The organism is Streptomyces sp. NPDC097981, assembly GCF_040302565.1.
Taxonomy (GTDB): domain Bacteria; phylum Actinomycetota; class Actinomycetes; order Streptomycetales; family Streptomycetaceae; genus Streptomyces.
The window spans coordinates 258,377-272,457 of sequence record NZ_JBEORW010000003.1; the positions used below are offsets into that span (position 1 = coordinate 258,377).

Below are 14,081 nucleotides of genomic sequence, written 5' to 3' on the forward strand. Positions count from 1 at the left end.
CCAGGGCGGGGCCGGGGTGGTGCCAGCACCACCCCGGATACGGGTACGGACACCATCTGTATGTGGATCACGCCTCGGCACACTGGTGTGCATGCCTTCCCACATCACGTCATCCCGGCTCGCCCACACGGCGGTTGCCGTTCTCGCCACCGGATTGCTGCTCTCCGGATGCTCCCTCGACGACACGGAGCAGAAGAAGGCGGCCGCCGATGCCACGGTCGGCGAGGCCGTCACGGCGGTCGAGGTGAAGGACGCGCGGAGCGGCTCCATCGAGGTGACCCCCGGCACCGGCCCGGGGGTCACGGTCCACCGGACCGTCCACTACCGCGGGGACACGGAGCCGAAGCCGGGCCAGCAGGTGTCGGGAGGCGTCCTCACGTTCACGGACGGCTGCACGGACACCTGCTACATCGACTACCGCCTGGAGGTCCCGGCCTCGGCCACGGTCAAGCTGGGGAGCAGCAGCGGCAACGTCACGGTGACCGGTGTGGCGGCGGCCGACCTCGCCTCTTCCTCCGGCAACGTGAAGGCCGAGGGCATCGCCGGCCCGCTGAAGGTCCACACTTCGTCGGGGTCGGTCACCGCCACCGGCCTGGACGGTCCGACCGCACAGGTCCACTCCTCCTCGGGCGACGCCCGTCTGACGTTCACGAAGCCGCCGACCTCGGTGACGGCGGAAACCAGCTCGGGGAACGTCACGCTGAGCGTCCCGCAGGCCCCGTACCGGATCACGACGGCGACCGACTCGGGCAAGCAGGACATCCTCCCCTCAACCCCGGCGGCCACGTCCCACGTCTCGGTCCAGACCTCCTCGGGCGACATCCGCATCGCGGCGGGGGCATAGGGACGGTCAAGTGCCGGGGGTGGCACAGAGAGTGCGAGTGGGAGCGCACGCGCCTGCCGAGTGCGCCCCGCAATGCCTCACCCCACGTACCAGCTTTCGGCCAACCCGCGATCGATGCCGCTGCCCCGGTGCCAGCATCGGCCGCTATGACGCCCTATGCGGGTACCGCCCCGTTCACCCCGGACACCTGCCAGAGCGGCCCGGCCGACTGGAGCGCGGTCGCGTCCGCGAGTGCGATGAGCGCCTTCTGCGGCATCTTCGCCGGCTTCGTCTTCGCCGGGGTCGTCGTGGTGATCGGCGAGAAGAACCCGCCCGGCGGGGACGGCCACGCCTCGCGCGGTCTGAGGCTGTTGCTCCCCTGCTTCTTCGGACTTGCGGCGGCCTCGTACCTGTACGCCCTGGCGTCGGGCGAGCTGGTGTGCCTGCGGGCCACGACGGAGCAGCTGTTCTCCGGGGCGATCCTTGCCGCGGACGCCGTCGTGGTGATCGCCGCACTCGCGTGGCTGCTGCCGGCGTACGAGCGCAACCAGCACGGGGAAGTCCACTTCTTCCGCGGCCTGGTCCAGTTCGCCGCACAGTTCTCGATGCTGATGCTGATCGTGTCGTCCATCGGCTTCGACAACTCGGTGCTGCGCCGGCAGGCGTCCCCGTGGTCCGACGACGCACTGTGGGCGAGCGGGGCCGCGCTCATGCTGGCGGTCTTCCTCTGCTGGTGGAAACCCCTCCCCGGCCCGCAGCCGCCCTTCGCGCCCGGCCATTGGCGGGACGAGATCCTGCTCAACCGCAGGGTCTCGATGTGCGCGTGGACGACCCTCCTGCTCAGCGGTCTTCTCGCGGTGGCCAGCGGGATCGCCGTCGGCATCCCCTACGAGCACTGGGCCGACATGCCGCACTGGCTGGTCTACGCGCTGGGGGAGGCCGGGCTGCTGATCCCCGGAGCCGTGGTGGTCGCCGCCGTACGGTCCCTGCCCCGGCCCTGACCTGGCGTACGCGGTGCGCGCACGCGCGGGGCCACGGCCGGCGTCAGGGCGCAGTGCGCGTTCGCCGGGGGCGAACGGGTGTTGGGGAACATTGGGAGGCGCACATGCATTGAGTCGGCATAGCTCAACTTCACTGCCGGAGGGAAGATCATGGCTTCGACGTCCGTAACGCTCACTCTGCCCGTGCTGCCGCTCGACGACGAGGTCGTGCTGCCCGGGATGGTCGTCCCGCTGGACCTGTCCGACGCCGAGGTGCGGGGGGCCGTCGAGGCCGCCCAGGCGGCGGTCCGCAGCGGGAAGCCCCGGGTGCTGCTCGTGCCGCGGGTCGACGGGAAGTACGCCGGCACCGGTGTGCTCGGGACCGTCGAGCAGGTGGGGCGGCTCTCCGACGGGGATCCCGGCGCGCTCATCCGCGGTGTCGGCCGCGTCCGGATCGGGGCGGGGACCACCGGGCCCGGGGCGGCGCTCTGGGTCGAGGGCGAGAGCGTCGACGAAAGGCTCGCCGACCCGCTGCCCGGGTCCGTCACCGAGCTGGTCAAGGAGTACAAGGCGCTCGCCACCAGCTGGCTCAAGAAGCGCGGGGCCTGGCAGGTCGTCGACCGGGTCCAGCAGATCGAGGGAGTCTCGGCCCTCGCCGACAATTCCGGGTACTCGCCGTTCCTGACCGTGGCTCAGAAGGTCGAGCTGCTGGAGACCGCCGACCCGGTGGCACGGCTCAAGCTGGCCATCACCTGGCTCCGCGACCACCTCGCCGAGCAGGACGTCGCCGAGTCCATCGCCAAGGACGTCCAGGACGGCGTCGACAAGCAGCAGCGCGAGTTCCTGCTGCGCCGCCAGCTGGAGGCGGTGCGCAAGGAACTGCGCGAGCTGAACGGCGAGAAGGACGGCGAGGAGTCCGACGACTACCGGGCCCGCGTCGAGGGCGCCGACCTCCCCGAGAAGGTACGGGAGGCCGCGCTCAAGGAGGTCGAGAAGCTGGAGCGGGCCAGCGACCAGTCCCCGGAGGGCTCCTGGATCCGCACCTGGCTGGACACCGTGCTCGAACTGCCCTGGAACGAGCGGACCGAGGACGAGTACGACATCCGCAGCGCGCGGGCCGTCCTCGACGCCGAGCACGCAGGGCTGAGCGACGTGAAGGACCGCATCACCGAGTACCTCGCCGTGCGCAAGCGGCGTTCCGAGCGCGGCATGGGCGTCATCGGCGGGCGCCGGGGCGGGGCCGTGCTCGCGCTCGTCGGGCCGCCCGGCGTGGGCAAGACCTCCCTCGGGGAGTCCGTCGCGCACGCCATGGGACGCAAGTTCGTACGGGTGGCACTCGGCGGCGTCCGTGACGAGGCCGAGATCCGCGGCCACCGGCGCACGTACGTCGGTGCGCTGCCCGGCCGGATCGTCCGCGCCATCAAGGAGGCCGGGTCCATGAACCCCGTCGTCCTGCTCGACGAGATCGACAAGGTCGGGTCGGACTTCCGGGGAGACCCGGCGGCCGCCCTGCTGGAGGTCCTCGACCCCGCCCAGAACCACACCTTCCGGGACCACTACCTGGAGGTCGAGCTCGACCTGAGCGACGTGGTCTTCCTCGCCACGGCCAACGTCCTGGAGGCCATCCCCGAGGCGCTCGCCGACCGCATGGAGCTCGTCCGCCTCGACGGCTACACCGAGGACGAGAAGGTCGTCATCGCCCGCGACCACCTGCTGCCCCGGCAGCTGGAGCGCGCCGGACTCGGCGCCGACGAGGTGGTCCTGGAGGAGGACGCCCTGCGCAGGCTGGCCGGCGAGTACACCCGCGAGGCCGGGGTCCGCACCCTGGAGCGCTCTATCGCCCGGCTGCTGCGCAAGGTCGCCTCCCAGCACGAACTGGGGGAACGGGAGCTGCCGCTGCGCATCGGCGCCGACGACCTGCGGGGGCTCATCGGGCGCCCGCACCACGTCCCGGAGTCCGCGCAGGACCCCGCCGAGCGGCGCACCGCCGTCCCCGGTGTGGCCACCGGGCTGGCGGTGACCGGCGCGGGCGGCGACGTCCTCTTCGTCGAGGCCTCGCTCGCCGACCCCGAGACGGGAGCCGCAGGGCTCACCCTGACCGGGCAGCTCGGCGACGTGATGAAGGAGTCCGCCCAGATCGCGCTCAGCTTCCTGCGCTCGCACGGCGCGGAGCTCGAACTCCCGGTCGCCGACCTGAAGGACCGGGGCGTGCACATCCACTTCCCGGCCGGAGCCGTGCCGAAGGACGGGCCGAGCGCGGGCATCACCATGACCACCGCCCTCGCCTCGCTGCTGTCGGGCCGGCAGGTCCGGACCGACGTGGCCATGACCGGCGAGGTCTCGCTGACCGGGCGCGTCCTGCCCATCGGCGGGGTCAAGCAGAAGCTGCTCGCCGCGCACCGGGCCGGCCTGACCACCGTGATCATCCCGAAGCGGAACGAGGCCGACCTGGACGACGTCCCGTCCGAGGTGCTGGAAGGCCTGGAGGTGCACCCCGTGACGGACGTGCGGCAGGTCCTGGAACTGGCGCTCAGCCAGGCGGAGGCCGCCGTCGCCGCGGCCGCCTGATGCCCGGCCGGGCCCGGCCCGGCCCGGCGCGCACGGCCCGGGACCCTCCCCACGGCGGGGTCCCGGGCCGTCGCCGTACCCGCTGCGAAATACTGGTGCCTCAGGACACCACCGATGGGAGCGGACGTGCAGGGAAGCGAAGACCAGGAGTTCCTCGCCCTGGAGCGGGAACTGTCCGTCTTCCTCCGGCGTGCCCGCGCCTCCTCCGGGGAGATGGCGCGCGCCCTGCACCCCGAGCTGGAGCCGGCCGCATACGGGCTGCTCGTCCGCCTGGAGGCCGCCGGCCGCCAGCGGGCCACCGACCTCGCCGCCTACTTCGGCGTCGGCAAGGCCACCATGAGCCGGCAGCTGCGCGCCCTGGAAGTGCTGGGCCTGGTGGCCCGCGAGCCGGACCCCGCCGACGGCCGGGCCTTCCTGGTCGGGCTCACGGACGAGGGCCGGGAGCGGTTCCTGCGCGTACGGGGCGCCCGGCGCGAGCAGTACATGCGCAAGCTCGCCGGCTGGGACCGGGAAGAGGTCGCGGAACTGGCCCGGCTGCTGAACCAGTTGAACCAGGGCGAGGAGTAGGGCCGCACGGTCCCGGGCCCCGCCGGCGGCTCCGGCTACAGCTCCGCGTACGCCGCCGAGGCGTCGTCGTGGCGCTTGCCGCGGGTCAGCGGGCGGGCCGGGTCCGACTCCAACTCCCGGACCCGGTCGATCAGCCTCTGCGCGCCCTCCTTCCGGAGGACCTCCAGGCACTGCGCCCAGTCGCCCTGCCCGAACGTGTCCGTCCACCGGCTCGCCCCGTCGGTGAGCGCCGCCACCGCCCGCACCCGCTCGCGCGGGCTGCGCCCGGTCACCGCGCGGGCGGCGACCGCCGGGTCCGTGGCCGCCGTGAAGAAGCCGCCCTCCGCATTGCGCAGCGCGTCGGCGGAGGCCTGCGTCCGCAGCAGCTCGCGCGGTATCCGGTCCAGCCGGTCGTCGAGCACCGCCGTGACCCCGCCCCCGGGCGCTTCGAGGAGCAGTACGGAATCCGAGAGCACGAGGTGCTCCACGTACGCCCCGTCCCAGCGGACCATCACCACCGTCGCCTGGGGTGTCCTTGCGTGAGAAAGGTCACAGGTGTCCCGGTGTGCGTCGGCGGTGGTGCGGATGGCTTCCGCAAGGATCCGACCCAGCGGCATGTCCCGCCGCGATCCGGACAGTTCGGTCAATCGGCCCCCGAGCCGGGCCGTGAACCAGGGCACCCCGTGCGCGCACCCCGTGTCGCCGGCCGGCGGAGTGACGCCGTCCAGGGCGACGAGGACTCCGCCGCCCGCGGCGGGCATCGCCGCCGATAGCCAGTCCTCATTGGGGCGTTCCGGGTTGCCGGGGACCGAGGCGAGGTCGATGCGCATGCGGACATTCTGCCCGCGGTGCGCCCGCCGGGCAGGCGCGACGGACGGAAAAGTCCATACCAATGCGGAACCGGAGGAGCGGGCCGCGCCGGCCCGTCCACGGAGGCGCTCGGCCGCCTCCCGGGGAATGTGGGCGGGCATACTGCCAAAGCCCCCATCGATGTTTCAACCACCCGGCCGTGACAGCCCCCAGAAGGCGCCCCGCCGAGTTGGTTGCCAACTGATCCGTGATGTTCACTCGTTCGAGTGGCCGGGTGGGCGATGTCAGGCTCTCCCCCCAACACACTGCAAAGGTCTGAGGCGGTACGAGGGGGCAGGGGGCGTTTACTTGTTGACCGGCCGTTACCTCGGCCACACGAGTAGACGAGCACGAGCACACGTACAGGATTGCGAGCACCGGTGCAGAAGAAGCGGTCTCGGAAGAACGGCACCGCCACCGACGGACCCGCCCCCGCAGGACGCCGCGTCCGCGTGCGCAGCAGGCTCGTCCTGGGCGTCGCCGTCGCCGGCCTCACCGTCCTCGCGGCCGGCACCCCAGCCGTCGTCTCCGCGACACGGGAGCTGAACGACTCCCAGAACCTGGTCACGCTCGCCGAGCAGACCCAGCACACCCTCACCCTCGCGCACCTCCTCGGCGACGAGCGCGACGCCGTCGTCGAGTACGTGGCCAAGGGCCGTCCCGGCGCACAGGCGAAGGGCCCCGTGCAGGAGCGCACCGCGCTCACCGACCGCCAGCTCGCCGAGGTCCAGGACGAGGCCGACGAGGAACTCGCCCACGCCCTCGCCCGCGTCCAGACCGTCCGCAACGAGGCCGTCGACGGCAAGGGCACCGCCCTCGCCGCCCAGCAGGCGTACAGCGGCGTCATCGCGGAACTGCTCGCCCCGGGCGACCGGCTCGCCCAGCTGACCCCGCCGCGCGCCGGCGCCGCCCTCGCCACCACCCGCCCGCTGGCCCCCCTCGGCCAGGCCGTGGAACAGGCCTCGGCCACCCGTGGACTGCTGCTCGCCGCACTGGCCGTCCCCCGCGGTGAGCAGCCCCCCAACGCTGCCGTCGTGGACGAACTGACCACCGCCGCCCAGCGGGCCCGCGTACGGGAACAGGCCGCCCTCGACGACTTCACCCGCGTCGCGCGGCCCGACGTACGCCAGACCCTTGCCGCCACCGTCACCGGCCCCGAGGTCAAGGCGGCCGACGACCACCTCAAGCGGCTCACCGAGCGGCCGACGCTGTCCTCGGCCGACCGCAAGCTCGACGGCGCCTCCGTCGCCCCCGCGCTCACCGCCCGCATCGACCGGATGCGGTCCGTGGAGTCCACCCTCGCCGGGCAGCGGGCCACCGCCCTGGCCACCCAGCGCGACGACGACGTGACCCGGCTGGAGCTGCTGGTCGCCGTCCTCGGCCTGCTGTTCCTCGTCGCCGTCGGCTTCACCACGGCCGTGGCACGTTCGCTGACCCGGCCGCTGTCCGTACTGCGCCGCGGCGCGGCCCGGCTGGCGACCCCGGAAGGCTCGGTGGAGCCGGTCCGCTTCACCGGCCGCAACGACGAGTTCGCCGAGGTCGTACGCCACCTCAACGCGGTCCGCGACCAGACCGTCTCCCTGCACACCCGGATCGCCGGCCTCGACGCCGACGGGCGCCGCCTCATCGGCCGCAACGAGGCGCTGGCCTCGGGCCGGGAGGAGCTGGAGGCGGAGCTGAAGCAGCTGCGCGCGGGCCTTGAGGAACACCGCCGCGTCATGTCGACGACGTCCGTCTCGCTGTCGCTGCGCACCCTGGGCCTCGTGGAGCGCCAGCTCGCGGTCATCGAGGAACTGGAGTCCAGGGAGCAGGACCCGGACCGGCTGGCGACCCTGTTCAAGATGGACCACCTGGCGACCGTCATGCGCCGCCACAACGAGAACCTGCTGGTGCTGGCCGGACAGGAGCACGGCCACGGCGCCGGCGCCGCCGTCCCGCTCATCGACGTCATGCGGGCCGCGGTCAGCGAGATCGAGCGCTACGAGCGCGTCGACCTGGCGGCGCTGCCCCCGTTCACGCAGGTCGCGGGACACGCGGCCGACGACATCTCGCACGTGCTCGCCGAGCTGCTGGAGAACGCGACGACGTTCTCCCCGCCCGAGGCCAAGGTGAAGGTCTCCGGGTGGCTGCAGGACTCCGGCGACGTCGTGCTGTCCGTCGTGGACCAGGGCATCGGGGTCACCGGCGGCCGGCTGGAAGCGCTGAACGCCCGCCTGGCCACGCCCGAGGCGTACGACGAGGAGCCGGAAGCGGAACACGGCCTGGGCCTCGGCCTGTACGTGGCGGGGCGCCTCGCGGCCCGCCACGGCGTGACCGCGAAGCTGCGCGCCCCGCGCCACGGCGGCACGGAGGCCCTCGTGGTCGTGCCGGCCGCCCTCCTCCCGGCCACCCCTCCGAACTCGCCGGTGCACACCTTCGCCACGCCGGGCCTCCCGGAGCTCCTGCTGCCGGGCGTGATCGCCGAGGCGAACGAGAACACGATCCCGTCCCGCCGGATCCCGCCGGCGGCGGAAATGTTCGCGGAGCCGCAGGCCCAGGACGAGCCCGAGCCCTTCCGGGACCCGGGCCCGGAGGCGGACGCGGAGCTCCTGCGGAGCATGGAGTGGGACGACACCCCGGCGGACGCCCTGGTGGACGCCCCGGCGGAAACCGCTGAGGACACCACGGCCGAGGCTCCGGACGCGGACCCGCACGGGGACCTCGCCGCGGACGCGGGTGAGGGCGCCGACGGATCCGACGGTGCCGCGGCCGAGGCTCCGGCCGAGAGCCTGGCCCCGGAATTCGGACCGGACCTGGCGGGAGGCCTGGAGCCCGACGCGGACGCACGGTCCGACGCCGCAGCCGACGCCCCGGACACGGACCCGGCGGCCACCGAGCAGGCGTTCGCCGTGCACGACGCCGAGCCGGCCCCGGGCGGCCACGCCTTCGCGGCACCGGAGGGGGCACTCCCTCCCGCCGACCAGGTGTACACCGCCCAGGCCCCCGGCGAGGAGCCGTCGGCCGAGCAGGAGTTCACGGTGGCCGGCGGACCCGCAGAGGTCCCGGTCGACCGGGATGCCGGTGACGAACTGCTCGCGCGGGTCGTCCCCGACGCGGGACCGGAGGCCTCCACGGGGTCCGACCCCGCCCCGGCGTCCCCGGACCCGCTGCCCGATGCCGGCCCGCGGGCCGACGTACCGGAAGCAGGACTGCCGCTCCCCGGGCAGACCACCGCCACCGCCGTCGCCCCCGACGGCCCGGCGGAGCCCCACCGGCACGCACCCGACGGGGCCGACCGGATCCCCCGCCAGGGGAGCCACCGCGAACAGGCCCCGGAGGCCGTCACCGACAAGGGGCTGCCCAAGCGCACCCCGCGCACCGTGGCCGCCAAACGCACCGGACGCACCGGACGCACCGAAGCCGTACGGCCCGAGCCGCCGCGCCGCGTCGACGCGGACGAGCTGCGCCGCCGGCTGGGAGGCTTCTACCAGGGGACGCGGGACGGGCGGCGCGTCGTGGCCGCCGAGCTCGCACAGGACACCGACCAGGGGGACACCGCACAGGAGGCACGCACATGACCGCGCCCAGTACGTACGGACTGAGCACCCAGGCCCGCAACCTGCAGTGGCTGCTGACCGACCTGGTCGAGGAGGTGCCCGGCGTCAACTCCGTCGCCGTCGTGTCCTCGGACGGGCTCCTGCTGCTGTCCTCCGACCCCGGAGGAGCCGCAGGCGAGAGCCCCGCGCCCACCAAGGGCCCGCGCGGCGCATCCGCCGACCTGGCCACCATCGTCTCCGGCCTCGGCAGCCTCACCACCGGCGCCGCCGAGCTCATGGACGGCGGCGCGGTCAAGCAGACGATGGTGGCGATGGAGCACGGCTCCGTCTTCGTCATGGCCATCAGCGACGGCTCGCTGCTCGGCGTGCACGCCACCCCCGACTGCGACATGAGCGTGGTGGCCTACCACATGGCTCTGTTCGTCGGCCGCGCCGGTCACGTCCTGACCCCCGAAGTCCGCAGCGAGCTGCGCCAGTCGATGGAGAAGACCCCGTGAGGAGTACGGCCTCGGCGTCCGACCGGCTGCCGATACGCGGAGCCGACCGCCGGCCCGCCCGCGTCCGCCCGTACTCCCTCACGGGCGGCCGCACCCGCTTCGCGCAGGTCCTGCACGTGGAGACGTTCGTCGCCTCCCTCGACACCCGGGCGTCGCAGCCGCAGGCCCCCGACCGGATGCCCGAGATGCCGGCCATCGTCGAGGTCTGCCGCCGCATGCGCACCATCGCCGAGATATCCGCGCTGCTGAAGCTGCCGCTCGGAGTGGTCCGCGTCCTGGTCAGCGACCTCGCCGACCAGGGACGCGTACGCGTCTACGGGACGGGGCACGGCCCCGGGCGCCCCGAACGCGCTCTGCTGGAAAGGGTGCTCAGTGGTCTTCGCCGTCTCTGATCCGCCCCTCGGCCCGGACACCCTGGACGACGAGGCCGTCCAGCCCTGGCAGTACGACCGCTCCCGCGCACCCGTCGCCGTCAAGGTGCTCGTCGCGGGCGGCTTCGGTGTCGGCAAGACCACCTTCGTGTCCTCCGTCTCCGAGATCGCCCCGCTGCGCACCGAAGCGGTGATGACCCAGGCCAGCCTCCCGACGGACGACCTGTCCGCGACCCCGGACAAGAGCACCACCACCGTCGCGATGGACTTCGGCCGCATCACCCTCGACGACGACCTCGTGCTGTACGTGTACGGGACCCCGGGCCAGGAGCGGTTCTGGTTCATGTGGGACGACCTGGTGCGCGGCGCCATCGGCGGCATCGTCCTGGCCGACACCCGGCGGCTGCGCGACTGCTTCCCGGCCCTCGACTACTTCGAGAGCTGCGGGCTGCCGTACGCCGTCGCCGTCAACCACTTCGAGGGCTCGCACGCGTACGAGCCGCAGGACGTGCGCGAGGCACTGACCATCCCGGCGCACGTGCCGGTGGTGATCATGGACGCGCGGCGCCGGGACACGGTCGTCGAGTCCCTCCTGACGCTGGTGGGCCACGCGCTGGACGCGACTCCCGAATAGGCCTCGAAGACCACCGCACTGCCGAACCGCCGCACTGCCGATCGGCCCCCACTGCCCGACCGCCGAACCGCCCGACCGCTCACCCGAATCGAGAACGTGAGATGCGCAAGATACTCGTCGTCGGGGCCGGTCAGTCCGGCCTCCAGCTCGCCCTCGGCCTCCAGGCGAAGGGCTACGAGATCACCCTCATGTCCAACCGGACCGCGGACGAGATCCGCACTGGGCGGATCATGTCCACGCAGGTCATGTTCGACACGGCGCTCCAGCACGAGCGCGACCTCGGGCTGAACTTCTGGGAGCGGCAGGCCCCGCGGATCGAGGGCATCGGCGTCTCCGTGGCCGCCCCGGACGGTTCCCGACCCGTCGACTGGCTCGGCCGCCTCAAGGGGTACGCGCAGTCCGTGGACCAGCGCGTGAAGATGGCCGGCTGGCTCGACACCTTCGTGCAGCGCGGCGGACAGCTGGTGATCCACGGTGCTTCCGTCGCCGACCTGGACTACTTCTCCCGCACGTACGACCTGGTGCTGGTTGCCGCCGGCAAGGGCGAGCTGGTCTCGATGTTCGGGCGCGACGCGGCACGCTCCCCGTACGACGCGCCGCAGCGCGCGCTGGCCGTCTCGTACGTGCACGGGCTCGAACCCCGTCCCGAGCACCCGGAGACGGAGGCCGTGCGCTGCAACCTGGTCCCGGGCGTGGGCGAGCTGTTCGTGATGCCCGCGCTGACGACGTCGGGGCGGGCGGACATCCTGTTCTGGGAGGGGCTCCCGGGCGGTCCGCTGGACGTGTTCCGCGGGGTGAAAGACCCGGCGGAGCACCTCGCGCTCACGCTGGACCTGATGGAGAAGTTCACGCCCTGGGAGTACGCGCGGGCGAAGGACGTGGAACTGACGGACGCGGGCGGCACGCTGGCCGGCCGTTACGCGCCGGTGGTCCGCAAGCCCGTCGGGCGGCTGCCGGGCGGCGGGGTGGTGCTGGGCGTCGCAGACGTGGTCGTCGCGAACGACCCGATCACCGGCCAGGGCTCGAACTCCGCGTCGAAGTGCGCCGCCTCGTACCTGTCGTCGATCCTCATGCACGGGGACAAGCCGTTCGACGAGGCGTGGATGAAGGCGACCTTCGACAGGTTCTGGTTCACGACCGGCAAGCCGGTGACCGAGTGGACGAACGCGATGCTGGGTGTCCCGCCGGAGCACGTGCTGAACCTGATCGGGGCGGCCGGGCAGTTCCAGCCGGTGGCGGACCGTTTCGCCAACGGCTTCGACAACCCGGCCGACTTCGACACGTACTTCTACGACCCGCAGGACGCGGCGGACTACGTGGCGGAGGTCGCCTCGTCCGCCGGAGCCTCCTGCGAGGAGTAGCCGGTGTCGCCGCCGTCCGCCGCCGCGGACAGCGGCGGTGCGGTATAGCCGGCGAGCGGGGCCCCGTCGGGGTCCGGCCGCACGGCTCCGAGCAGCGGATTCGCGGCGATCGGCGAGACCTTGACCTTGGCCCCGGGCCGCGGGGCATGGATCACCTTCCCGTCGCCGACGTACAGGGCCACGTGCGTGGCGGTGGGGAAGTAGACCACCAGATCGCCGGGGCGCAGCTTGTTCAGGGGCACCTTGGGGAGCTGCGCCCACTGCTCCTGGCTGGTCCGGGGGATGGATCGGCCGGCGTGCGCCCAGGCCTGCGAGGTGAGCCCGGAGCAGTCGAAGGACCCCGGCCCCTCGGCGCCCCAGACGTACGGTTTGCCGATCTGCTGGGCGGCGTACGTCAGGGCGGCGCCGCCGGCGGCCGTGGGGGTGAGGGCGGTGGCGGCGAGCCGGCCGGAGTCCAGCAGCTCCCGCTGCGCGGTGGCGGTGTCCGCGGCCTCGCGGGAGCCGAGCCGGGCGAGCTGCCCGGCACTGAGCGAGGCGAGCAGCCGCTCGACCTGCTTGAGCTTGAGGTCGGCCTCCTGCTTGTGCAGCCTGCGCTGCGCGGTCAGGATCTGCCGGGCGTCGAGGGACTTGCGGGCGGAGGTGGCGAGGGCGTCGGCCCGGCGCTCACCGCGGGTGAGGCGGGCCAGCACCCCGGCCCGCCGGGCGCCCTCGCGGGCGGCGAGCCGACGCTGGTCCTGGGCGGCCTGCACGTCGCCGGTGAGCAGCATCCGGGCGTACGGGGAGAAGCCGAGGGCGTCCCGGTACTGCTCCCGGGCCATCCGCCCGGCGGCGGCCTTCTCCGCGCCGAGGGCGGTACGGGCCTTCCCGAGCTCGGCACTGAGCCGCCGCTCCTCGTCCTGCCCGGCCTTGAGGGCGGCCTCGGTGGCGTTGTAGGCCTCGGCGGCCGCCTCGGCCTGCCGGTAGAGCCCCTGCAACCGCGCGAGCAACTCCCCGACACCGGGCCCTTGCGGCGCCCCGCCGGCTCCGCCGCCCCCCTTGCCGGGGGCCGAGGGGACACCCCCATCCCCTGATCCGGTCCCCTGCGGGACAGCGGCATCCGCCGAGGCGGCGGCCTGCGGCGTGGCGGTGCTCCCGGCCCCGGCGGCCCCGGCGGCGCCATCCCCCGAGCCGGTCCCCTGCGGGGCGGCGCCCCCCGAGGTGTTCCCCTGGCGGGCGGTGGCATCCGCCGGGTCGTTCCCCTGCGGGGTGGCGGTGCCCCCGGAGCCGGGTCCCTGCGGGACGGCCCCCGCCCCGGGCCCCCGCCGGGTGGCGGTGCCCTCCGGGGCGTTCCTCTGCGGGGCGGCGCCCCCCGGGGTGTTCCCCTGCCGGGCGGTGACATCCCCGGATCCGTTCCCCTGCGGGATGGCGGTGCCCCCGGAGCCGGGTCCCTGCGGGACGGCCCCCGCCCCGGGCCCCCGCCGGGTGGCGGTGCCCTTCGGGCTGGGGCTCGGCCGGGTGGTGGCGGCTTTTGGGCTGGGGGTCTGCCGGGTGGTGGTGTCCCCGCGGCTGGGCTCGTGCCGGGCGGAGGTGCGCCCGGGGCCGGGTCCTTGCGGGACGGCCCCCGCCCCGGGCTCCCGCCGGGTGGCGGTGCCCTTTGGGCTGGGGGTCTGTCGGGTGGTGGTGCCCCCGGTGCCGGGTCCTTGTGGGACGGTCCCCGACGCGGGTTCCCGCCGGGTGGCGGTGCCCTTTGGGCCGGGGGTCTGCCGGCTGGCGGTGCGCCCGGGGCCGGGTCCTTGCGGGACGGCCCCCGCCCCGGGCTCCCGCCGGGTGGCGGTGCCCTTCGGGCTGGGGGTCTGTCGGGTGGTGGTGCCCCCGGTGCCGGGTCCTTGTGGGACGGTCCCCGACGCGGGTTCCCGCCGGGTGGCGGTGCCCTTTGG

Annotated in this window: 11 protein-coding genes; 9 read left to right on the forward strand and 2 right to left on the reverse strand. The window is 73.9% G+C overall.

The genetic code is table 11. The features are described 5' to 3' along the window. The first annotated feature begins 91 nt into the window (after positions 1-91). The 4 genes from ABTY04_RS04510 to ABTY04_RS04525 all read left to right on the forward strand — a co-directional run bounded on the left by ABTY04_RS04510 (position 92) and on the right by ABTY04_RS04525 (position 4,938). The gene (locus ABTY04_RS04510; protein ID WP_352211800.1) at positions 92-844 is read left to right on the forward strand and encodes a DUF4097 family beta strand repeat-containing protein; all 753 of its coding nucleotides are present in this window, start codon (positions 92-94) and stop codon (positions 842-844) included. A 146-nt stretch (positions 845-990) separates the two neighbouring features. Continuing rightward, complete coding sequence (locus ABTY04_RS04515) at positions 991-1,824, forward strand: hypothetical protein (RefSeq protein WP_352211801.1); 834 nt, start codon at positions 991-993, stop codon at positions 1,822-1,824. Positions 1,825-1,974: 150 nt separating this feature from the next. Continuing rightward, a complete protein-coding gene (gene lon / locus ABTY04_RS04520) occupies positions 1,975-4,371 on the forward strand; it encodes an endopeptidase La (RefSeq protein ID WP_352211802.1) in 2,397 nt (798 codons plus the stop codon). A gap of 114 nt (positions 4,372-4,485) precedes the next feature. Then, complete coding sequence (locus ABTY04_RS04525) at positions 4,486-4,938, forward strand: MarR family winged helix-turn-helix transcriptional regulator (RefSeq protein ID WP_502996554.1); 453 nt, start codon at positions 4,486-4,488, stop codon at positions 4,936-4,938. A 35-nt stretch (positions 4,939-4,973) separates the two neighbouring features. Here ABTY04_RS04525 and ABTY04_RS04530 read toward each other — a convergent pair whose 3' ends face one another. Next, a complete protein-coding gene (locus ABTY04_RS04530) occupies positions 4,974-5,747 on the reverse strand; it encodes a protein phosphatase 2C domain-containing protein (protein ID WP_352211804.1) in 774 nt (257 codons plus the stop codon). A gap of 399 nt (positions 5,748-6,146) precedes the next feature. Here ABTY04_RS04530 and ABTY04_RS04535 point away from each other — a divergent pair, with 399 nt between their 5' ends. The 5 genes from ABTY04_RS04535 to ABTY04_RS04555 all read left to right on the forward strand — a co-directional run bounded on the left by ABTY04_RS04535 (position 6,147) and on the right by ABTY04_RS04555 (position 12,165). Next, complete coding sequence (locus ABTY04_RS04535) at positions 6,147-9,323, forward strand: sensor histidine kinase (protein ID WP_352211805.1); 3,177 nt, start codon at positions 6,147-6,149, stop codon at positions 9,321-9,323. Beyond that, complete coding sequence (locus ABTY04_RS04540; protein ID WP_352211806.1) at positions 9,320-9,799, forward strand: roadblock/LC7 domain-containing protein; 480 nt, start codon at positions 9,320-9,322, stop codon at positions 9,797-9,799. Before ABTY04_RS04535 ends, ABTY04_RS04540 begins: the two co-directional genes overlap by 4 nt. Further along, positions 9,796-10,191 (forward strand): DUF742 domain-containing protein, encoded by a 396-nt coding sequence (locus ABTY04_RS04545; RefSeq protein WP_352211807.1) that lies wholly within the window; start codon positions 9,796-9,798, stop codon positions 10,189-10,191. The genes ABTY04_RS04540 and ABTY04_RS04545 overlap by 4 nt, the downstream gene beginning before the upstream one ends. After that, on the forward strand, positions 10,172-10,804 hold the full coding sequence (locus tag ABTY04_RS04550) for a GTP-binding protein (RefSeq protein ID WP_352211808.1): 633 nt from the start codon (positions 10,172-10,174) through the stop codon (positions 10,802-10,804). Before ABTY04_RS04545 ends, ABTY04_RS04550 begins: the two co-directional genes overlap by 20 nt. 101 nt (positions 10,805-10,905) lie before the next feature. Beyond that, the gene (locus tag ABTY04_RS04555) at positions 10,906-12,165 is read left to right on the forward strand and encodes a styrene monooxygenase/indole monooxygenase family protein (RefSeq protein ID WP_352211809.1); all 1,260 of its coding nucleotides are present in this window, start codon (positions 10,906-10,908) and stop codon (positions 12,163-12,165) included. Here the strand turns inward: ABTY04_RS04555 and ABTY04_RS04560 are convergent. Beyond that, a partial coding sequence (locus tag ABTY04_RS04560; protein ID WP_352211810.1) for an NlpC/P60 family protein occupies positions 12,117-14,081 on the reverse strand: 1,965 nt, incomplete at its 5' end. The genes ABTY04_RS04555 and ABTY04_RS04560 overlap by 49 nt on opposite strands.